Origin of the sequence: Sorangium sp. So ce406, from assembly GCF_051474675.1 — a bacterium.
GTDB classification, from domain to species: Bacteria; Myxococcota_A; Polyangia; order Polyangiales; family Polyangiaceae; genus Sorangium; species Sorangium cellulosum_G.
In genome coordinates, this window is the sequence record NZ_CP150340.1 from 6,459,246 (window position 1) to 6,481,028 (window position 21,783).

At 74.3% G+C, this 21,783-nt stretch carries 13 protein-coding genes; 6 read left to right on the forward strand and 7 right to left on the reverse strand.

Annotated features, from left to right (window positions below; all coding sequences use genetic code 11):
- Nucleotides 1-107 precede the first annotated feature (107 nt).
- On the reverse strand, nt 108-986 hold the full coding sequence (locus WME96_RS23760; protein WP_437283866.1) for a hypothetical protein: 879 nt from the start codon (nt 984-986) through the stop codon (nt 108-110).
- Nucleotides 987-1,152: 166 nt separating this feature from the next.
- Between WME96_RS23760 and WME96_RS23765 the strand changes: the two genes are divergently transcribed.
- The gene (locus tag WME96_RS23765; RefSeq protein WP_437283867.1) at nt 1,153-2,583 is read left to right on the forward strand and encodes an MATE family efflux transporter; all 1,431 of its coding nucleotides are present in this window, start codon (nt 1,153-1,155) and stop codon (nt 2,581-2,583) included.
- Between the two features lie 132 nt (nt 2,584-2,715).
- Entirely contained in the window at nt 2,716-3,306 is a 591-nt protein-coding gene (locus WME96_RS23770; protein WP_437283868.1) for a Uma2 family endonuclease, read from the forward strand.
- Between the two features lie 5 nt (nt 3,307-3,311).
- On the opposite strand, the gene WME96_RS23775 is transcribed toward WME96_RS23770, so the two are convergent.
- Complete coding sequence (locus WME96_RS23775) at nt 3,312-6,923, reverse strand: SNF2-related protein (RefSeq protein ID WP_437283869.1); 3,612 nt, start codon at nt 6,921-6,923, stop codon at nt 3,312-3,314.
- Nucleotides 6,924-7,063: 140 nt separating this feature from the next.
- A complete protein-coding gene (locus WME96_RS23780; RefSeq protein WP_437283870.1) occupies nt 7,064-8,089 on the reverse strand; it encodes a zinc-dependent alcohol dehydrogenase family protein in 1,026 nt (341 codons plus the stop codon).
- A 591-nt stretch (nt 8,090-8,680) separates the two neighbouring features.
- Between WME96_RS23780 and WME96_RS23785 the strand changes: the two genes are divergently transcribed.
- Nucleotides 8,681-9,772: a serine/threonine-protein kinase gene (locus tag WME96_RS23785; RefSeq protein ID WP_437283871.1), complete on the forward strand. Its 1,092-nt coding sequence runs from the start codon at nt 8,681-8,683 to the stop codon at nt 9,770-9,772.
- A 61-nt stretch (nt 9,773-9,833) separates the two neighbouring features.
- Here WME96_RS23785 and WME96_RS23790 read toward each other — a convergent pair whose 3' ends face one another.
- The 3 genes from WME96_RS23790 to WME96_RS23800 form a co-directional block, all read right to left on the reverse strand.
- The gene (locus WME96_RS23790) at nt 9,834-10,502 is read right to left on the reverse strand and encodes a hypothetical protein (RefSeq protein ID WP_437283872.1); all 669 of its coding nucleotides are present in this window, start codon (nt 10,500-10,502) and stop codon (nt 9,834-9,836) included.
- A gap of 497 nt (nt 10,503-10,999) precedes the next feature.
- The gene (locus tag WME96_RS23795; RefSeq protein ID WP_437283873.1) at nt 11,000-11,944 is read right to left on the reverse strand and encodes a hypothetical protein; all 945 of its coding nucleotides are present in this window, start codon (nt 11,942-11,944) and stop codon (nt 11,000-11,002) included.
- Between the two features lie 194 nt (nt 11,945-12,138).
- On the reverse strand, nt 12,139-13,824 hold the full coding sequence (locus WME96_RS23800) for a glycoside hydrolase family 43 protein (RefSeq protein ID WP_437283874.1): 1,686 nt from the start codon (nt 13,822-13,824) through the stop codon (nt 12,139-12,141).
- A 300-nt stretch (nt 13,825-14,124) separates the two neighbouring features.
- Here WME96_RS23800 and WME96_RS23805 point away from each other — a divergent pair, with 300 nt between their 5' ends.
- The gene (locus tag WME96_RS23805; RefSeq protein WP_437283875.1) at nt 14,125-14,490 is read left to right on the forward strand and encodes a helix-turn-helix domain-containing protein; all 366 of its coding nucleotides are present in this window, start codon (nt 14,125-14,127) and stop codon (nt 14,488-14,490) included.
- Here WME96_RS23805 and WME96_RS23810 read toward each other — a convergent pair.
- Complete coding sequence (locus WME96_RS23810) at nt 14,482-15,912, reverse strand: serine/threonine-protein kinase (protein WP_437283876.1); 1,431 nt, start codon at nt 15,910-15,912, stop codon at nt 14,482-14,484. The two genes, WME96_RS23805 and WME96_RS23810, sit on opposite strands and share 9 nt — an antisense overlap.
- Before the next feature lie 29 nt (nt 15,913-15,941).
- Here WME96_RS23810 and WME96_RS23815 point away from each other — a divergent pair, with 29 nt between their 5' ends.
- Both WME96_RS23815 and WME96_RS23820 read left to right on the forward strand, forming a co-directional pair.
- Nucleotides 15,942-20,027 carry a protein kinase domain-containing protein gene (locus WME96_RS23815; protein ID WP_437283877.1) on the forward strand — a complete coding sequence of 1,362 codons (4,086 nt, stop codon included), beginning with the start codon at nt 15,942-15,944 and terminating at the stop codon, nt 20,025-20,027.
- 46 nt (nt 20,028-20,073) lie between these two features.
- Complete coding sequence (locus WME96_RS23820) at nt 20,074-21,783, forward strand: hypothetical protein (protein WP_437283878.1); 1,710 nt, start codon at nt 20,074-20,076, stop codon at nt 21,781-21,783.

The following is a 21,783-nucleotide window of genomic DNA, read 5'->3' on the forward strand; positions in this document are numbered from 1 at the left end:
CCCCGCTGGCGCCAGCGCCGCGAGGCAGCGCGTCGCCCACCGACCGTCGGTGCGCCTGCACACGGGAACCCGTGGTCCGGGGACGCCCGGACGCGCCTCCGGCCGCGTCAGCCGCGCAGCGGCTCCGCGCCGGCGAGCCCGGCATCGTCCTCGTCGAGCAGCGCGTCCTCGTCGACCTCTCCAGGGGCGGCCGCCGCGCGCCGCACGGCGGTGAGGCCGAGCTGGATCTGCGCCTCGAGCGGGAAGACCTGCCGGAGCGTCGTCGCCCAGTCGTTGAACCAGCCGCGCAGGCCCTCGAGCGCCTCTCGCTGCTCCCGCCACGCCCTCTCCAGCTCGGCCGCCGGGATCCGGGGCGACGGCGCGGGCGCGCCGGCCTCGAGCTTGCCGAGCAGCTCGCGCGCCTGCTGCATCCTGGCCTCGGTCAGCCCGCGCGCCGCGAGCGTCCTCTGGACCTTCCTCGCGTCCTCGTCGCTGTTCCTGGCGAGCCCCTCGACGCGGCGAAGGAAGGTCGCGACCGCCATGGTCGCCGCCGGCCCCAGCGGCTGCTGCTCGAGGTTCTTGAAGAACGCCGCCTCGAAGCCGTCGCGGCGCTCGCGCGGGACGACGCGGCGGATGATCGCGCGGGTGCGCGGGAACCACGTGCCCTCGAACGCGTCGACCTCCTGGAGCAGCCGCAGCCGCTCGGCGCCCTCGACGGCGCCGCCGCCCGACGCCTCGACGAACAGGTGCTCGAGCGGGCGCTGCTCGCCCGAGGCGACCCTGAGCAGCCGCCACCCCTCGCGGTGCTCGGCGGGCGTGTACCCCTCGCGGCGGGCGCGCGCGATGAACGGCGCGGCCTGGACGTTGACCAGGAGCTTGAGGGCGCGGCCCAGGAGATGTTGGTCGGCCGCGGTGGGCACGAGCGGTAAGGACGCCTCGGACGGCCCGGCGCTCGCTGCCTGCGCTCCCGGATGCCTGGAGGCGCTCGCAGACTTTGCTTTCGCCATGTCGTTCTCCTCGCTGGCGCGTGATGGCAGATGCGCGCTCAGCCGCGGCCGCCGACTGCAAGCTGCACGCCAGGGGCAGTGGAATCTCGCAGCGCGTTCGCTACGTTACGCGCGCGACCCGCCCCCCACGCCGCCACGTTCCGCCCGCTCTCGGGCGAGGAGCCCGATGAAACCCAGGTTCGGAACCGATCTGACGACCGGCAGCATCCCCAGGCACCTCGTGACGTTCTCGCTCCCGATGCTCCTCGGGGGCTTTCTTCAGACGACCTACAGCTTCATCAACGCCATCTGGGTCGGTCAGTTCCTGGGCACCGGGGCCCTGGCGGCCGTCACGGTGAGCTTCCCTGTCATCTTCACGATCTTCGGCGTCGGGATGGGCATGACCCTGGCGACGAACATCCTCGTCTCGCAGAGCTTCGGCGCCAGGCGCTTCGACGAGCTGCGGCGCGTGGTCGACGGCTCCACGGCGCTCATCTACGGCCTCGGCGTCCTGCTGACCATCGTCGGGGAGATCTTCACGCCCGAGATCCTCCGGGCGATGGACACGCCGGCCGACGTCTTCGCGCCGTCGGTGAGCTACCTCCGCGTCTTCCTGCTCTCGCTGCCCTTCAGCTTCGGCATGTTCGCGCTCCGGAGCATGCTCCAGGGGACCGGAGACTCGAAGACACCCCTCTATTTTCAGCTCGGCTCCGTCCTGCTCACGACGGTGCTCGACCCGCTCCTCATCTTCGGGCGGCTGGGCCTGCCGGAGCTCGGCCTGAACGGGACGGCGTGGGCCACGATCGTCTCCCAGGTCATCTCGCTCGTCGCGCTCAACGTGTACCTCCACGTCAAGAAGTCGCCGATCGCGCCGAGGTGGCCCCGCTTCGGCCAGCTCGGCCCGACGATCCGGAGGACGTGCAGGATCGGCGTGCCGGCGTCGATCCAGCAGTCGGTGGTCTCGCTCGGGATGGTGGTGGTCACGGGGATCGTGAACGGGTTCGGAGAGGTCGCGACCGCGGCGTTCGGCGCGGCGTCGCGCATCGACCAGATCGCGTTCCTGCCCGCGATCAACATGGGGATGGCGATCTCGACGCTCGCCGGGCAGAACCTGGGCGCGGGGCACCACGGCCGCGTGCGCGAGGTGTTCACGTGGGGCTGCGTGTTCAGCGGCGGGATCACGCTCGTGATCTCGGCGGCGGCCCTCGTCTTCCCCGAGGCGCTGCTCCGGGTGTTCATCAACGATCCGGTCGTCATCGATCTCGGCGTCTCGTACCTGCACATCGTCGGCGCTTGCTACGTCCTCTTCGGGCTGTCGTTCGTGAGCAACGGCATCATCAACGGCGCCGGAGCGACGGTGGTCACGACGGTGATCTCCCTGCTCAGCCTCTGGGTGATCCGCGCCCCGCTCGCCTACTGGCTCTCTCGCGAGATGCGCAGCGTGGAGGGCGTCTGGTACGCCATCGCGGTGAGCTTCGTCGTGTCGCTGATCGCCAGCCTGGCGTACTACGCCTCGGGGCGCTGGAAGCGCACCCTCGTCCAGAAGGCCCCTGCGGCCGACCCGACGAGAGAGGCCGACCCCGCCGGGGCCTTCGCGAACGAGGTCGGCGAGGCGTGAGGAGGGTGATGGGCTGAGAGCTCACCCGGGCTGGGCGAACCGGCACCGAGGAGCTCACCCCGAGGAGCTCACCCAGGTTGAGCGCTCCCCCGGCGGCTTGCCTTGCCGCGACCCTGCGGGCAGGCTGAGCGCATGGGCCAGCCCGCCGAGAAGCCCCGCCGCGCCACGTACGCTGACCTCGAGGCCGTGCCGCCGAACAAGGTGGCGGAGCTCGTCCGCGGCGTGCTGCACGTCTTCCCGCGGCCGGCGCCGCGGCATGCGCGTGCTGCCTCGAGCTTGGGGGTCGAGCTCGGCGGCCCCTTCGACCACGGCAAGAACGGCCCGGGCGGCTGGTGGATCCTCGACGAGCCCGAGCTCCACTTCCCCGACCCGGCTTCGCCGCGCGATGTGGAGGTCCTCGTACCGGACATCGCCGGTTGGCGCCGCGAGCGCATGCCAGCGCTCCCGGATACGTCCTACTTCTCGCTCGCTCCGGACTGGATCTGCGAGGTCCTCAGCCCGTCGACCGAGCAGGTCGACCGCAAGGAGAAGATGCCGATCTACGCGCGCGAGGGCGTGCAGCACGCCTGGCTGGTCGACCCGATCCAGCGAACCCTGGAGGTCTTCTCGCTCGCCCCGGGACGCGGCTGGACGCCGGTCGCCACCCACCGCGACGCCGCGCGCGTCCGCGTTGCGCCCTTCGAGGCGATCGAGATCGAGCTCCGCTTGCTCTGGGCGACGTAGCGCCCTCAGTCGGGCGCCTCCACCTCGACGCCGTCGCCGCCGTCGAGCGCCAGCGCCCTCCCGTCCTCCCCGCCATCCGCGCCGGCCGGCCCGCGGGGCCGCCCCGAGAGCAGGCCCAGGAGCTCCTGCGTCGTGAGCTTGCCCGCCTCGTCCTTGCCGCCGAGGACCTGGGCGACGAGCGAGCGCTTCTGCTCGTGCAGCGACAGCATCTGCTCCTCGATCGTCCCCAGCGCCACCAGGCGGTAGATGGTGACCGGCCGCCGCTGGCCCAGGCGGTGCGCGCGATCCGAGGCCTGGTCCTCGACCGCCGGATTCCACCAGGGATCGAGGTGAATCACGTTGGTGGCCGCCGTCAGGTTCAGGCCGAAGCCGCCCGCCTTGAGCGAGATGAGGAACAGCGGCGCCGTGCCCTCCTGGAACTCGCTCACCCGGTCGCCGCGCGCCTTCCGGGGGGTCTCGCCGTCGAGGTAGACGAACGCGATCCCGCGCTCCACGAGGGCCTCGCGCACCAGCGCGAGGTGCGACGTGAACTGGCTGAAGACCAGCGCGCGCTGGCCCTCGGCGCGCAGCTCGTCGACGAGCTCCAGGAAGCGCTCGAGCTTGGACGAGACGAGCTCGGAGCGCTCGTCGTACAGGCGCGGGTGCGACGCGAGCAGCCGCAGCCGCGTGAGCGCCGCGAGCACCTCGACGCGGCGCTCCTGCTCCCGCAGGACCGACCGCCGCGTCTCGAGCTCGGACAGCGCCGCGAGGCGCGCGTCCTCGTAGAGCTGCCACTCGGCGCCCGAGAGCACGACCGGCACGCGCACCTCGGTGCGCGCCGGCAGCTCGGCCTCGACCTGCGCCTTCGTCCGCCGGAGCAGGAAGGGGGCGAGCACGCGCGCCAGCGCGGGCGCCGCGGCAGGGTCGCTCTGCCGCTCGATCGGCGCGGCGTAACGGCCACGGAACGACTCCCAGCCGCCGAAGAGGCCGGGGAACACGACGGTGAAGAGGCTCCAGAGCTCGCCGAGGTGGTTCTCGATCGGCGTGCCCGAGAGCGCGAACTTGAAGTCCGCCTGCAGCGCCCTCGCGGCGCGGGAGCGCTGCGTGGTCGCGTTCTTCAGGCTCTGGGCCTCGTCGAAGACGACCGTGACGAAGCGCCGTGCGGCGAGGCGCGCGGCGTCGCGCGCGAGCAGGCCGTAGCTGACCACCAGCACGTCGCCCGGGCCGAGCCACGCGAGCGCGTCATCGCGGTCGGCCGCGTCCGCGTACTGCGTGAGGCGCAGCGAGGGCGCGAAGCGCTCCGTCTCGTCCTTCCAGTTGAACGCCACCGAGGTAGGGGCGACGACGAGCGCGGGCCCGAGCGCGCCGCGATCGAGCAGCACGGCCAGCGCCTGCACCGTCTTGCCGAGGCCCATGTCGTCGGCGAGGACGCCGCCCGCGCCCCAGGCCGCGAGCCGCGAGAGCCAGCGGAAGCCGTCGAGCTGGTAAGGCCGGAGCTCGGCGCGGAGCGCCGCGGGGACGGCGGGGCAGAGCTCGCCGGCCGCCGCGACGCGGTCGACGATCTGCCGGAAGGCGCCGTCCGCCTCGAGCGCGGCGCCGGCCGCCTCGAGCTCGCGCAGCACCCCGGCGGCCGACGGGCCCACCGCGAGGCCGTGGCCGGACGCGTGCACGTGATCCGACAGGCGATCGAGGTGCGCGCGCAGCGCCTCGCTCAGCTCCACGTAGGTGCGGGCCTCGACCTGCACGTAGCGGTCCTTGCGGCGCGCCGCGTCGAGCAGCCGGGCCAGCTCCACCCGCTCGCCCTCGACGCTCAGGCCGCCGAGGAGGCCGAACCACGCGCGCCTCTTCTCGAGGACGACCTTGAGCGCCTGCGGGCCGCCGCCGCTCAGCGCGCGCAGGGGCGCGCCCACCCACTCGAGCTCCGGGGGCGGCTCGCGCCGCGCGCACGCCGCGAGCAGGTCGAGCGCCCCCTGCGCGCTGGCGAAGCGGTAGTGGAACGGACGCCCCTCCTCCAGCAGCTCGGCGCCGGAGAGCGGGAGCTCGGCGCAGAGGGCGCGGGCGAAGTCCTCTTCCCGGCGCAGGTCGCGCACGGCGTGCAGCGCCCTGTCCCCGCGCCGCACGTGCACGTCGCGCGCGCCCGCGCCCGGCGCGAGGGCGGGGCTGTCGACGAGCGGCCGCACGCGCAGCTCGACCTCGACCGCGCCGTTCGGCTGCGGCGAGAGGCGCAGCACGGGGAGCAGCAGCGCGGGGACCGACTCGCCCATCACGCTGCGCGGCATGGCCACGGGCACGCGCAGCGCCCACCGCGCGAGCGCGGCGAGCAGGGCGCCGTGGCTCTCGGGCGGGAAGAGGTTGCCCTCGCGCAGGAGCACGTCGAGCAGCGTCCGGAGCTCGGTCTTGACGTCGAGCAGCGTGAGCCGCCGCGCGCCCTGGTCCCAGTCCCACAGGAACAGCGCGTCCTCTGGCCGGGCCCGGCGCACGCGCTCGAGCAACGCCGGGGGCAGCGCCGTCCCGTCGACGCCGGCGCTCACGCGCACGACGCCCTGGCGCTCCTCCGCCACGAGCCCCACCGGCGCGCGCTCGACGCGCACCGCGACGTGGGGGGCCTCGTCGAGGAAGACGCGCGGGTGGCCGATGAGCGCCTCGATCAGCGCCCGCGGCGCGAAGCCGTCGCCCTCGGGCAGGAGCGCCGCGACGCGGGCGTCCTCGGAGGAGAGCCGCGCGCCGTGCTCCTGGAGGAGGCGCTTGCGGCCGGCGCGCGTGCCGGCGCTGCGCTGGCCCTTCTTGCCGAGCCGGTGGACCCAGGCCGCGACCGAGACGCCGACGTCCTCGACGACCTGCAGACGGTAGGTGATCTCGACGCCGGCGCGCCCGCCCGGGCCCTCGTCGAGGGCGCGGTCGAGCGCCAGCAAGGTGCGCTCCCAGGCGGGGCGCCCGAGCTCGTCGAGCGCCTGGAGGAAGGCGTCGCCCGGGGGCTGGCGGAGCCAGAGCAGCGCCGCGTCGATCGCCGCGAGCACGTGGACGCAGTCGCCCGCGCCGCAGGTGCACTCGGCGCGGAGCGCCCCGGGCGCGAGGGTGATCCGGGCCTCGGGCCGGACGAAGCCGGCGCCCACGCGCTGCGACTCGAACGGCAGCGGGTCCTCGAAGCGGAAGCCGGGCAGCGCCGCGTCGAAGCGCAGCGCGCCGAGCTGGAGCGCCCGCTCGAGACGCGGGGCGACGGCGTCCGGCACGCGGGCGCGCAGGGCGCACAGCCGCTCGTGCGCCGGCAGGGCCCGCGGCTCGTCGGGCGGCCGCAGCAGCGACGGGACCGCGGCGCGCGCCCGCGCCGCGTCGGCGCGCTCGTCCTCGAGGAAGCGCCAGACCGCGGGCGGCAGCGCGTCGCGCAGGCGCGGGGACGGCAGCCACTCGGACGCGCGCGAGAGCTCGTCGGCGCTCGCGAGGTCGATGAGGCGCCGGCGAGCGCCGAGGACCCGCAGCTCGGGCCAGAGGGCGGGATCGACGCGCGGGGCCACCGCCTCGAGGTTCAGCCGCGCGAGGTGCGCGACGCCGTGGCGCGCGAGCCAGGCGACGAGGGCCTCCCGGGTCTCGAAGGGCGCCGCCGGCGCGGCGGGGGTGACGGCGTGGACGTCGTCTGCCATGTCGGGCCGCGTAACCTTGTGGGGGCGCGGGTCCGGTTCAAGGGCATTCGGCCCGGGCGTCGACCGCGACGACGACCTCGGCGAGCTGCGCGCCGTATCCCCGGGGGGCGAGCGCTCGGCGCCGGCCCGCTGCGGGCCGTTCAGACGCGGATCACCACCTTCCCGAAGTGCGCCCCCGACTCCAGGTACCTCATCGCCTGCCGCGCCTCGTCGAACCCGAACACCCGATCGATCACCGGCTTGATCCGGTGCGCCACGAGCACCCGGTTCATCTCCTCGAACATCACCCGGCTCCCGACGAACACCGGCAGCACCTGAAGTCTCTTCTGCTCGATCGCCTTCGGCTCCGGCGTCCCCCACGCCCCGCTCAGGAGCCCGATCAGCGCGATGTGCCCCCCTTCTCGCGTCGCCCGGATCGACCTCGGCAGCGTCTCCTTCCCGCCCACCTCCATCACGTGGTCCGCCCCCTGCCCTCCGGTCACCTCCAGCACCTTCTCTTCCCAGTCAGGGTGCTTCCGGTAATTGATTCCTTCCTCCGCGCCGAGCTCGCGCGCCCGCGCCAGCTTCTCGTCCTTGCTCGACGTGACGATCACCCGCGCTCCCAGCGCATGCGCGAGCTGCAGCGCGAAGATGGATACCCCGCCCGTGCCCTGCACCAGCACCGATTGGCCCGCCTGCAGCTTTCCCTGCGGCACCAGCGCGTGCCAGGCCGTCACCGCCGCGCACGGCAGCGTCGCCCCCTCCTCGAAGCTCATGTGCTCGGGCAGCGGTACGAGCCCCTCGGCGTCGAGCGCCGCGAGCTCCGCCAGCACCCCATCCGTGCTCCCGGCCCCCAGCGCCCTGTCCCCGAGCTGCGCCCGCGTCGCCTCGCCGTCGGTCCACGTCTGGAAGAACGTCGGCGTCACCCGGTCCCCCACCTTGACCCGCGTCACCCCCTCCCCGACCGCCACGACCTCGCCAGCCCCATCCGAGACCGGGATCACCGGCCGCGTCACCGGCTGAAGGTAGCCGCCCTTCGCGATCAGCAGATCACGGTAGTTCAACGACACGGCCCGTATCCGCACGAGCGCCTGCCCGGGTCCCGCCTTCGGCGCGTCCCTCTCCACCTGCACCCACGCGTCTGCTCCCCCGGTTTCCGCGGTTTTTCGCAGCTCGTATGCCTTCATGTGCTCACCCTCTCCTGGCCGTCGAATGCCGCCCAAGGGCGCGATCCAGCGCCGCTGAACGCGAGGTCGGGCGCGGCGACGCCGCGAGTATAGAGCTGGCTCGAGAGGGTCGGCATGGAGCGGCCGCCGCTCCGCGTCGCCGCGCCGGTCATGAGCTCGCTGGATCCTGCCGAGCACGGGCGAGCCCGTCGCCGAGCGGAGCGTACGTGGCACGGACAGCGACGTTCAGGGCCGTCGTACGACCTTGTGAGCGCGGATCCGCGAGGAGCTCTCCGAAGAAGACGCGCTGTCGTGGATTCCCCGAATCCCCGCGTTCGCGATACGCTCCAGACATGCCCCGGTCCCTGGTCCCAGCGCGCCGTGCGAAACGTACGTCGACACGTCGGGAACACAGAGGCGGCACGGAGGTGTTCGATCGTGTTCCAGCCATCCTCGTTCGATCCACAGCCTGAATCCCAGAGAAAAGACAGCGTCCGCGCCGCGATGCTCGCCGCGGCCGCGCTCGCTGAGCGAGCGGCAGACTCCCGCCCTGCGTCCTCGCGCCGCGCAGGGCGGAGCGAGGCCCGCGCGAGGCCGCAGCGGGGCCGCGTCGTGCACGGCCGTTATCAGCTCGAGCAGCCGCTCGGGCGCGGCGCGATGGGCGAGGTCTGGCGCGCGCGCGACACCGTCCGGCATGTCGACGTCGCGCTCAAGTTCCTCGTGGTGGCGCGCAACGGCCGGCACCTCGAGGCGATCGAGCGGTTCCGCCTCGAGGCCCGGGTCGCGGCGCAGCTCGGGCAGAAGACGGCCGGCGTCGTCGCCGTGTACGACGCCGGCGAGGATCCGGCGGCGGGCCCGTACCTCGTCATGGAGTACGTGCGCGGCCGGTCGCTGCGGCAATGGCTGCAGGAGCGAGGCCCGGTGCTGGCGGCCGAGCTCGCGCCGCTCCTCCGGCAGCTCGGAGAGGCGCTGTCCGTGGCGCACGGGCTCGGCGTCGTGCACCGCGACATCAAGCCGTCGAACATCCTGCTCGTCGAGGGGAGCGACGGGCACGTGCGCGCCAAGATCACCGACTTCGGGATCGCCAAGTGGGTCGGTGAGGATCGGCCGGCCGACTTCCGCCGCCGGACCGCGGACGGCGTGGTGCTGGGCACGCCGGCCTACCTGAGCCCGGAGCACACGTGCGAGGGGCAGGCGGGCCCGCAGCTCGACATGTGGTCGCTCGCGGTCCTCGCGCACGAGGCGCTCACCGGCCAGCAGCCGTTCCCGGGCCGCAACCTGGCCGCGGTGCTCGCTTCCATCCTCGTCGGCGCGCGACCGCCGCTGACCACGGTGTGCCCGGGGGCGCCGCCCGCGCTGGAGGCGTGGTTCGCGCGCGCCTTCGCGATCAGCCCGTCGGAGCGCTTCCCGAGCGTCGGCGCGATGGTGGCGGCCTTCGAGGCCGCGGCGGGCACGCCGGCCGCGGCGCCGTCCGGCGCGCGGGCGCGGCGCGGACCGCGGCGCCTGCGCCGCGCGGCGGCGGGCATCGCCGTGGCGCTCGGGGTGGCGCTCGCCGCCTACCTGCTCTGGAGGCCGTCCGGGGGCGCCGGCGCGCGCGGCGCGGACGAGGCGCTCCGCGAGGCGACGCGCGCGGCCGGCCGCGCGGTCCACGCCGCGCAGGGCGTGACGGCGCGGCTCCTGGGGCGGCGGGGCGCCGATCCCTGACGGCGCCCCGCCGTCGTTCGATCCACCGATCGCGATCGCGCCGGCCCTCGCCGGCGTCCGCTCATGCGCCGAGGAGCGGCTGGAACTCGTCGGGCAGGACGCCCGCGTCGGCGGCGCGCCGGAGGTTGTCCCGGCACGCGGCGCACGTCGGGGCGTGCTCGCGGTAGCTGTCGGTGAGGCCGTCCAGGCGGAAGATGCCCGCGGCCGCGGCCTCCGTGTTGGGGTGCACGTGGAACTGGACCGGCAGGCCGAGCGCATGGAGCGGCTCGCCGTCGCGCCGCAGCGCATAGATCGAGAAGGACGCATCGTCGTGCGGGCGCCACCCGTCGATCGAAAAGAGACAGGGCGCCTCCCCCGTCGCGTCCGCGTGCTGGCGAAGAAAGCACATGTCGCCCGCGTACGAGACGAGCTCGTCGAGGTCGGTCGCCACGGCGACGGGGATGGGATGTTCGAGCCACCGCTCGAGGGCGAGCCAGACGGCCGCGAGGACCTTCGGGTCGGAAGCGGCGTGCTCGTCCACCGCGAACGCGCTGTCGGCGTCGCTCACCTCCGAGGGACCGCGCGCGCCGTAGAGCGACGCCAGGGCCGAGAGGGCGACCTCGGCGTCGAGCGGCGCGCCGTCGCGCTCCGCGTCGCAGGCGGCCGCGAAGGTCGCGACGTCGATCCGGGTCGCGAGCCCGGCGCGACGCAGGGCCGCGAGCGCATCCTCGGGGCGCAGGGGGGTCGTCATGGGCTCATGTCATCCGGCCAGGTCATCTGCCCGATGCCGCCGCGGGATCTCGGCTCTTCCCCGGGGCACCCTCGCGGCATGGTGCACGACGCCGACGAGGAAAGATAGCGCCGCCTCTCACATCCAGCCTGCGGGGCCCGGCGGCTCGCAAGCCGACGTCGTGACGGACGCCGGCAGCAGGGGCGTCGTTCCCTGGAAAGCGGGGGGTCGGGTCAAGCTAGCCTAGAGCGACAAACGGGTTAAAACCCCGAGAAAAACGAACCACAGAGGCACAGAGGGCACAGAGGAAGAGAAAAGAAAGATGGTTTATTTCTATTCTTCCTCTGTGCCCTCTGTGCCTCTGTGGTTCAAATCTCTTCATTCCTGGGTGTTTCAGGCTGCTCGGCGCTCCAGCCTAGGAGCACACCGAAACCCGCGCTTCCTCGATGAACGATGAGGCGAGCGCGGGCGCTCGCTCCGCGCAGCAGCGCGAGAGCGAGCGCCGCAGACAACCTGGTTCACTCGACCAGGAGATCCAGCCTCGATCCTGGCACCATCCTGTAGTCACCGACCGCCAACCCCTGCAGATCGCTCGTGAACTCGAACGGACCCAGCACGTGAATCACGTCGCCGCTCGCGCCACCGGCGCCGCCGTCACCGCTCGCGCCACCGTCGCCGCCCGTGCCGCCGTCGCCGCCCGTGCCGCCGTCGCCGCCCGTGCCGCCGTCGCCGCCCGTGCCGCCGGGCCTCGTGACCGTGATGGAGTCGACGTAGACCACGGTCGGGCTGGACCAGGGTCCCGAGATACCTGCGTCGACCCTCAGGCCGATGCGCCTCACCTGGGTCTCGTCGAACGTCATGGACTCATCCGCAGCGGCGGTGGCGTCGACGTCGATCGTGAGCTCTGTCCACTCTTTCAGGCTGCTGAGGTCCGTCCACGCCCAGGGGAGGCCTATCCAGGCCTGCGCACCTCCATTCTGCACGAACGTCTGCACGCCACCGCCGGTGCCGGCGTACACCTTCACACGGAACGTGACGGTGGCGCCGGTCAGGTCGACCAGCTCCGGATAGTCGAACTGGAACAGCGTCCCTGTGTCTTCCTCGGTGAGCGGCACGGCCAGCCGGGCGCAGCCCGAGCAGCTCTCGTCCGGACCGGGACCGATGTCCACTTCTTCGACGCCGCCCGCGCCGCCCGCCCCGCCCGCGCCACCCGCGCCGCCTACCCCGCCGTCGCCACCTGCCCCGCCCTCGCCACCTGCCCCGCCCTCGCCGCCTGCCCCGCCCTCGCCGCCCGCGCTCCCGGTACTGCTCGTCGAAGAGCCGCTCGAGCTGCTCGTCGTGGTGCCTCCACCGGCCCCGCCGTCGCCACCGGACCCGCCCCCGCCGTCGTCATCGCCGCAACCCATCGTGACGAACGAGCCAGCCAGCAAGCCGCACATCGCCAAAGCAAAAACTGATCTCATGGCATCCTCTCCACGCTCTACTCTATTGTCCCACCCGATGGCGCGCGGTTCGGGCCGGCGTTCGCCGTGCCCGCTCCCCTTTGTCCCAGCGCTCTGAGAGCCAGCCGCGCCGGCAGCGCCCCTGTAAGACCCCGGCATTCTCACCACGTGCCGGGAGCGCGCCCGCTGGGTCAGCGCTCCCGGCACCGGCACCGTCAGCTCGCAGCAGCCCCGATCCGCCCGGCTTTTCGCGGACGACGCCGCGCGACGATCGCGCCCAGCGCGGTCAAGGCGGCGAGCACGCCCGCCGGGGAGCTGGGCGCCGATTGGACCCGGCACCCACACCCGCCCTCGTCCTCGCCCTCGCCGCCAGGTGAAGCGGCGCCGGCGCCGCCCGTGCCGCTGCCGGTCGTCGCTGCGCTGCTGACGCTCCCAGCCTCACCCGAGCCGCCGCCGCCCGTCGCTCCCCCTTCACCCATGTCCGGACCACCCCCGCTGCCCGTCGGATCCGTGGCGTCGAGCGGCGTGAACTTCCACCAGTTGAAATTGAACAGGGGACCGTTCCCACCGGTGAACTTCAGATACAGATCATGGATCCCTGTCGCACCGTCGACCTCGCAGGACGTGGTAACCCAGGTCTGGGCGTCGCCGGTCCCCTCGACCACGCAGGTCCCCACCAGCGTGCCGGTCGCGCTGTCGAGGCGCAGCTCGATGCTGCCGCCCCTTGTCGCCGAGGCCACCCTTGCCTCGAAGGCCCCCGCGCCGGGACCGAAATCGACGCCCTTCACCTTGATGTAGTCCCCGTCGTCGATCGACGTGACATTCATCCCGCCCTCGCTGCATGCCTCGGTCTCGACACCGGATCCCCAGGCGATGGTCTCAGCCTCCGTCATGACGTACGGGTCGAGGGTGCCGACGCCAGGCGAGCCCTCTTCGGTCATCGTGATCGTCGGGATGGTGCCGTCGGCGTTGTAGGTGAATCGCTCGACGGCGACCGAGCGGTGATAACCGTCTCCGCCCGGCAAAGCGGCGTTGTGGTAGAAGAAGTACGAGCTGTCCTTGTAGTCGATGATGGCCGGGTGATTGGTGAAGCTGCCGCCTTCCGTGGGCATGATGACCCCCCGGTAAGTCCACGGGCCGGTGGGGCTGCTGCTCGTGGAATAGGCGATGTACTCGGGGAGGCCGCCGGCCGGATACGCCAGGTAGTACATGTCATTGCGCTTGTAGAGCCACGGCCCTTCCTCGTACAGGGTCGGCCGCTCGGCGCTCCCGGTGCGCTCTCCGAAGCTCTCCGCCGTCATGGGCACGCGTACGACGCTCCCCTCGTAGGAGATCATGTCCTCCTTCAGCTTCACGTAACACAGGTTGGGATTGCCCCAGTAGAGATAGGCCTGGCCGTCGTCGTCGATGAACACCGTCGGATCGATGTCGCCGCAATTGGCGGTGATCAACGGCTTCCCCAGGGCGTCCTCGAACGGACCGACAGGGCTGTCCGACACGGCGACGCCGAGGACCATCCTGCTGAGCGCCCTGCTCGTCGTGGGGACGTAGAAATAGAACTTCCCGTTCCTGTGAATGACCTGACCTGCCCAGGCATCTGCCTTCGACCAGCTGAAATCCTTGTATTTCAGCGGCGATCCGCGGTCCGTCCAGTTCACCATGTCCGTGGTCGAATAGACTCGCCAGTCATTCATCCCGAAGAACGTCGTGGCGGAGTCTTCGTCATGGCTGGTATAGAGGTACAGCGTCCCGTCGTGGACCATGGGCGCCGGATCGGCGGTGTAGAGGGTCTGCACGATGGGGTTGTCCGCCATGGATTCAGACGGAAACACGGCTGTGCCACAGAGCGACAACGCCGCAATGAGGAGCTTGTTCTGAGGGGATTTTGTGATCGTGGCCATTCCTGGACCTCGCTGCTCTCCTGAAGAATCGTCAGGTGTCGCCAGATGTCGTGGATCGCTCAGGCGATGACTCTCCGGCGCTCCTCGTCAGGGCGCTTCGCGCAAGCACGCGTAATCATTGCATTTGCCGATCCAACAAGTGAACGTTTACAGCAAAACGGCACCGTTTGCGCCCACTGTGAGCGTTCACATTGTCGGTGTCAATTCCAATCGACCACAGCGTGTTCGCGCCTCGCTCGTCACGGCGGGCGCTCGTGACGCCGAGGCCGCCGAGCCGCGCAGCGCAGCAGCCCAGGCCGTGTGCGGAGCTTGCGCCTCTGCCCGCTGTGCCTGCAGATCAGCGACAATCACTTCTGCCGCCGGAACATCGAGGCGTGCTGCCGCACGTACGAGACGGGGAGCTTCACGCGCGCCGCGCGCCTGCTCGCCGTCACGCCGCAGGCGACGAGCCGGAGCGCCGCGCGTCTCGTGCGCAGGCTCGGCGTGACGCTCTTCCGGCGCACGACCCGGAGCCTCGCGCCGACCGAGCCCCCTGCCACACGCCGGCTGTCCCCCTGTCACATCGCCGCTGCCACGTCCCCTGTCACACCGCCTGTGACAGCGGACGTGGCAGCGCGCGCCCGTACCAGGGCGACACCGCTCACAACGCGACACCGCTCAGGGTGATACCCGGCGCAGCGCGCCTCCCGCAGCGGGGTGCGGCGCGCGCTCGAGCTCCGCGGCGAACGCGCCGGTCACGAACACCCCCGCCTCGGTCGGATCGGGCGCCCAGCGGCGCAGCGCCTCGGGCACGGCCGCGTGCAGCGCAAGGCGCGGGAGGACCTCGGGGCTCGCGCCGGCCCGCGCGCCGAGCTCCGCCCAGAGCTCGAGGACCCACCCGAGCGCCCGCTCCGGCGCGCGCTCGTACGGCGCGGGCAGCGTCGCCAGCAGCGCGTCGGCGCTCTCGACCACGAGCGTCGCCCCGATCCGGAAGAGCGCCGACCTGGCCGCCTGCAGCAGGCGCTCCACGTCGGCGAGCGCCTCGTCGCCGGCGTCGTCCGGCGCCGCCAGCCGGGCCTCGACGAGCAGCGCGGTGCTCGGCCCGAGCGGCTCGTCCACGCCGCCGGGCGACGCCGCCGCGCCCGCGGCGCCCGGCGCGGCGACGGCCCGTCGCAGGGCCGCGAGCAGCTCGGGGACGCTCGCGTACCGGCCGGCCGGGTCCTTCGCGAGGCAGCGGCGCACCACGGCGTCGAACGCGGCCGACACCGGCGCGCGCTCGCTCGGGCTGGGCGGCGGCGCGCGCAGGTGCATCTCCTCGGTCTCGACCGCGTTCGCGCCCTGGAACGGCAGCACGGCCGTCACGAGCTGGTACGCGAGCAGGCCGACCGCATAGATGTCCGTGCGCGCGTCCACCGCGCCGCCGAGGATCTGCTCCGGCGCCATCGTGAGCGGCGTGCCGACGATCAGGCTGCTGGTCTTCTCGCCGCGCCCGCCCCCGCGCGCGCCGCACCCCGGCGCGTGGAGGAGCTTGGCGATGCCGAAATCGACGAGCTTGACGCCGCGCGCGCCGCCCCCGCCGGCGGCGGGGCGGATCATGACGTTCTGGGCCTTCACGTCGCGGTGCACGACGCCGATCGCGTGCGCGGCCGCGAGCGCGCCGCCAACCTCCTCGAGCAGCGCGACCGCCTCGGCCGGCGAGAGGGCGCCCCGCGCGCGCAGCTCGGCCGCGAGGGTCCGGCCCTCGACCCACTCCATCGCGATGTAGGGCCGGCCGTCGTCGAGCGCGCCGACGCCGCGGACCTCGACGATCGCCGGGTGCCTGAGCCGCGCGAGCACCTCCGCCTCCTGGTGGAAGCGCCGGAGCATCGCCGGCAGCAGCGACAGCTCGCGGCGGAGCACCTTCAGCGCGACCGCCGCGCCGCCCCCGATCGGCCAGGCGCGGTGCACAACGCCGAAGCCCCCCCCGAGGCGCACCTCGTCGAGCAGGTACCCGCCGACCACCGCGCCGGCGGGGAGCGCGTCGGCGGCGGTCGTCTGCAGCTCGTGCGGGCGACCCGAGATGACGGCGGTCGCTTCGGGTTCGGAGGCAGGCTCGGCAGGCGGCAGCATGGCGACCTACCCCAGTATACTCGCGCCCCATGCGCTGCTCCGAGTGCCATCGCCGCCTCCCCGGACAGCCCGGCGCCGCGTGCCCGGAACACCCGCGCGCGGCGCCGCCGGCGCGCGCGGCCGCCGAGGTGGTCGATCCTGAGCCGCCCCCGCACATCGCCGGGTTCCGCGTCGAACAGATGCTCGGGCAGGGCGGGTTCGCGCGCGTCTACGCGGCGACGCGCGAGGGGGACGGCCGCCCCGTGGCGCTCAAGGTGGCGCGGCGGCAGGACGACGGCCGGATCGCGCGCGAGGCCGCGGCGCTCGCCCGCCTCGCGCCCCCGCGGGCGCCCGCGCTGCTCGGCCGCGGCCGGGCCGCCGATCTGCGCCCGTTCCTCGCGCTGGAGCGGCTCGCGGGCAGCTCGCTCGCGGCGCGCCTCGCGGGCCTGCCGGGCGCGGGCGCGGCGCCGCTCGACGAGGCGGCGGCGCTCGCGCGCGGGATCGCGGCGGCGCTCGACGCGGTGCACGACGCGGGCCTCGTGCACCGCGATCTCAAGCCCGAGAACGTGTGGCTGCGGCCCGGGGGAGAGGTCGCGCTGATCGACTTCGGCCTCGCGGCCCTCGCGCGGGGCGGGCGCGACGCCGGCGAGGCGCAGGGCGCGCTCGGCCCCGACCTGACGCGCACCGGCGCCGTCCTCGGGACGGCGGCGTACATGGCGCCGGAGCAGTGCCTCGGCGCGCGCGATGTGGACCCGCGGGCGGACGTATACGCGCTCGGCGCGGTGATCTTCGAGCTGCTCACCGGCCGACCGCCGTTCGTGGGCGAGGCGGCGGAGGTGCGGCAGGCGCACGTGGCGCGCCGCCCCGACCCGCCGTCGTCGTTCGCGAGGCTGCCGGCGGCCGTCGACGAGGCCGTCCTGCGCTGCCTGGCGAAGGACCCCGGGGCCCGCCCGGCCCGCGCCGGCGACGTGGCGCGCGCGCTCACGGCGGCGCTGGAGGCGCGCGCTGGCTCGTCCGGCGGGCGCGATGTCCGGTCGGACGCGCGCGCTGCCGGCTCCGACGCGACCAGCAGCTCCGACGCGCGCGCTGCCAGCTCCGACGCGCGCGCCCCCTCCCCCGTCCAGCGCCGACCCGTGGCGCTGCTGGCCCTGCGCACGCGCGAGCCCACCGGGGCGCTTATCGTCGACGTCGCGCGCGCGGAGGGCGGCCTCCTGGCGCGCTTCCGCGGGGAGCACACGGTGCTCGCCTTCCCCGCCGCCGCGGCGCCGGGCGACGGGGTGCGCGCGGCGGCGCGGTCGGCCCGGCGCCTCGTCGCCGCCGGCCTCGCGGCGCCGCCCCTCGTCGTCCACCTGGCGCCCCTCCGGGTGCGCGAGGGCGCGCACGGCGTCACCCTCGCGGGCACCGCGCTGGAGACCGCGGAGGCGTGGGGCGCCTGCCTGGACAGCGCCGGCCCGGAGCACCCCGGCGCGCCGCCGCCGGCGATCCTCACGGCCGAAGCGCAGCGCGCGCTCGCCGAAGGTCCGCACGACGCGCCCCTTGCTCCGCACGACGCGCCCCCGCCCCACGACACGCCCTCCGCCCCGCGGGAAGCGCCCCCCGTCGCGCCCGGCGAGGCCGCCCTGCGCGGCCGCGACGCCGCGCTCGCCGAGGCCCTCGCCGCCGTGAAGGAGGCGCTCGCCGGCGGCGGGCCGGCGCTCGTCACCGTCCTCGGCGCCGAGGGCCACGGAAAGACCCGCTTCCTCGGCGCGCTCGCCGCGGCCCTCCGTGCGGGCGGCGCCGCCGTGCACGCCGCGGCCGCGCCCGGGCCGGAGGCCGCCGAACGCGGCGCGACCCTCGTCGCCCTCCTGCGGGCGGCCCTGGATCTGCCGGCCAGCGGCGCGCTCGACGCCACCGCCGACACGGCGCTCGCGCGCCGCCTGGGCCCGCCGGAGGCCGCCCGCGCGTGGCCGGCCGTGGGGCTCGCCCTCGGCCGGCTGGCCGGCCGGGACCCCGCGGCCGCGCCCCTGCTGGAGGCGGCGGGCGCGCGCCGCCTCGCCGAGGCCCGGGCGCTCGCGGCCGCCCTCGCCGCCGCCGCGCCGCTCGCGCTGCTGCTCGACGACGCCGACCGCGCGGACGCGGCCGCGCTCGACGCGCTCGAGCTGGCCACCGCCGAGGGCAGCCCGGCGCGCCTCGCGATCGTGCTCGCGGCCCGGCCGTCGATCGCGTCGCTCCGCCCGCGCCTCGGCGAGCGCGCCGCCCGCCGCCTCGCGCTCGACCTCGACCCGCTCGACGAAGGCGCCGCGGGCGCGCTGCTCCAGGACCACCTGCGCCCGGTGGAGTTCATCCCCCGCCCCGTGCTCGATCACCTGCGCGCGCTGGGGCGCGGCGTCCCGCGCGACCTCGTGGAGATCGCCTGCGCCCTGCGCGTCGCCGGCGCGATCCGGCGCGCCCCGGGCGGCGACGGCTGGGCCCTCGCGCCGGACGAGCTGCTCTCCCTCTCCGCCGCGCCGCTCGGCGAGCGCCTCGCCGCCCGCGCGGCCGCGGCCCTGCCGCCGCCGCTCGTCGACCTGCTCGAGCGCGCGGCGATCGTCGGCGACGACCTCTCCCCGGCCGACCTCGAGGCCGCCCTCGACGCCCCGGGCGCGCCGCCGCCCGCCGGCGCGCTCGACCCCGGCGTCGGCCTCGCGCGCCTCGCGCGGGCCGGCGTGCTCGTCGCGCTGGCCACCGCGCCCGAGCGCTACGCGTTCCGCCACCCGCTCCTGCGCGACGCGGTGGAGGCGCGCATCCCGCCCGCCCGCCGACGCGCGCTGCACAGCGCGGTCCTGCTGCGCCTCCTGGCCTCGCCGCCCGCCGCGGGATCGCGCGCCCGGATCGCCCGCCACGCCGCCGCAGCGGGCGACGCCGCGGCCGCCGCGCGCGCGCACGCCGAGCTCGCGGAGGAGGCGCTCGCCCGGCACGACGTCGTCGAGGCCGAGCAGCGCTTCACCGCGGCCCTGCGCCTCCTCGACGGCGCAGACGCCGCGGCCCGCGGCCGCGCGCTCGCGGGCCGCGGGCGGGCGCGCTACCGCCTGCAGCGGCTCGACGAGTCGCTCGTCGACCTGCGCGCCGCCCGGGCGCTCGCCGAGGCCGCCGACGACCGGGGCCGCGCGGCCGAGCTCCTGCTCGAGGAGGCGACAGCGCTCGACTGGCTCGAGGACTTTCCCGCCTCCGCCGCGGCCTCCGCGCGCGCCGCGGAGCTCGGCGCGGGCCTCGGCGACGCGCGCCTCGACGCGCGCTGCCTGTTCGCGAGCGGCCGGTCGGACTGCCGCAGCCAGCGCGTCGACGCGGGGATCCCCAAGGTGGAGCAGGCCGCCCGGGACGCGCTCGCCCTCGGCGACCACGAGGCGCACGTCATCGCCCGGAGCTTCCTCGTCGGCTCGCTCTCGGTGGCCGGCCGCCTCGACGAGGCCGAGCGCCACGGCGACGCCGTCGTCGAGGCCTGCCTGCGCGCCGGCGACGCCTTCCACCTGTGCGGCGCCTACATCAACCGCGTGTTCATGTGGGTGAAGCGCCACGCCGACGACCGGGCGCTCGCGGACCAGCGGGAGGCCGTCCGCCTCGCCCGCGAGCTCGGCCACGCCCAGCTCGAGCGCATGGCGACGCTGAACCTCGCCGAGATGCGCTGCTGGATGGGCGCGCTGGACGAGGCCCTCTCCCTCGCGCGCCGCAGCCTCGACCTCCAGCGGCGCTTCTTCAACCAGCGCCCCTCGCCGGACGACGCCCTGCTCCTCGCCCGCATTCATCTCGCCCGCGACGAGCACGACGAGGCGGCCCACCACCTCGCCGAGGCCCGCGCGAGCGTGCCCGAGCCCGACTTCACCCCCTGCGCCCGGACGCTGGCACGCCTGGTGCAACAGGCCCTGGACGACCGGGCAGCCGGTCGGTTCGACGCTGCGGCGTGGCGCGCGCTCGTGGACGAGGCGCGGCACACCGCGATCCTCCACGAGCACGCCGAGGCGCTGCACGGCGCGCTCCTCTCGGCCCTCCGGGCCGGCGCCTCCCGCGAGGCGCGCGTGTTCCTGGGGGAGGCCAGGGCGATCTCGGCGGGCTTCTGGGAGCAGCGGTTCGACGAGATCGAGCGCGCGCTCCTCGCGCCGGGAGCGACCGGCGCAGCGTGAACCGGCCCCACGGCTCGCCGGGACGACAAGAAAGGAATCCGACCACGTGCTGATCTACCGGATCTCTGGGTTGCTTGCGTTCTGTCTCGGGCTCACGAGCGCCGGCGCGGGCTGCGCCGTCGCAGGCGACGACGCGCCCTCGCTCGGCGGGCCGCCGCGCGCCACGCAGGGGGGCGGGACGGTCACCGGCACGCTGGGCGGCGACTGGTCGGACATCCACTTGTCGGACAGCGACGTGCTGGGGCCGGGCGCCGAGGTGCTGGAGGGCGTGTACACCAACGGCCTCTCCGCCGAGGCGCTCACCCGCAATGCGCTGATCACGAACCTGCGCGCCAACCGCGCCATGGTGATGCTACCGCTCGCGACCGAGACCTACGCCGACGACAGCACGCACGAGGAGCTCCTCGAGCACGAGTGGCACCTCGACCCCGAGTTGCTCCGCTACAGGCTCCGCCACGAGGACACGCGCGAGGTGATGGACTATCTCGTCTCCTGCGCCCTCGCTCCGAGCCAGAGCGTCTCGTACACCGACACCCGGACGGACAAGACCTACACGTTTCGCGGCGAGATCGGGATCTGCCCCCACTGGAACTGGCAGGGGGTGCATCAGGGCCCCGCGGGCGCGAAGTGCCGGCAGCTCATCACGGCATGCCTGCTCGCGCTCGTGAACCCCACCGGCCGCAGCATCACGCTCTCGCTGCGCGGGCAGGCGTTCCCGGAGCATCGGCCGGGGCTCCTCTCGCCGGGGCCCTCCGTGCGCGTGAGGACGGCCAACGAGGACGATGCCGCCATCCCGAGCTTCGGGCCGTGCAGGACCGATTCGCGGGGACTGTCGCGCAACTGCGGCTGGACGGCGGAGCACATCGGTACGTGCAGCGTGGGCTCGACAGTGACCCTCGGCCCTGGCGGCGAGCCCCTTGATAAATGTGACGACGGCCCCTCGGTCGCCCTCGCGCAGTCCGACGGCGACACGGTCCTCCGCGTCTGCGACGGCATCCACGGCTGCAACGCCGGCTCGCCCGCTCACGTCGCCCAGAGCGAGGTGCGCTGCAGCGGTCGCCGCGAGCCCGCGCTCCGCTTCGAGTGCCCGAGCAGCGGTTACTTCAGCGTCATGAGCGGCCCGCGATTGTCCCGCCGCGCCAGCGGCGCGCCCGGGGGAGCCCCGGCGCGTCGGACGATCGCCAGCTTCAGCGTCTCGAGCGATCCGCCGGCGCTTCAACCCGCTGTGTATCCGGCGCAGGAGGCGGACATCTTTGGCTGGCGCGAGGGCGCGTTCTACGGGAATTTCTGGACCGAGGAGAACCCGCTTCACCACAAGTTCACGCCGGAGATGAACGAGGTGGACGAGGAAGGAAACCTCGATCCCGCTCCGCGCTCCGGGGCGGTCGTGTTTCGACACGCGTTCGCCTGCACGGGCGAGCTCTGGGACGACGAGATCGCCTATCAGAAAGACCGCCTCTGCGCCGGCGGCGACGAAGACGAGGACTGCGTCGCGCACTCGGTGGGCGCCTGCGGCGATTCGTACAACATCACGAATTGCCCGCCGCTTCATCAATGCGACCTCGAGGACGGCGGGCTCGTGGAGGGTGACGGGGATTTCCAGGACTGTGCGGGCGATGGCGGCACATGGCTCCACCCGATCACGTCCTTTCTCAACGATCCGGTGGCCGTCGTCCGGCGCCCCTTGGTCCCCCCTCCGGGGCCGCTCACCCCCGGAGAGCCCTTGAAGTCGCCCGCGCCATCGCTCTGCCCTTGA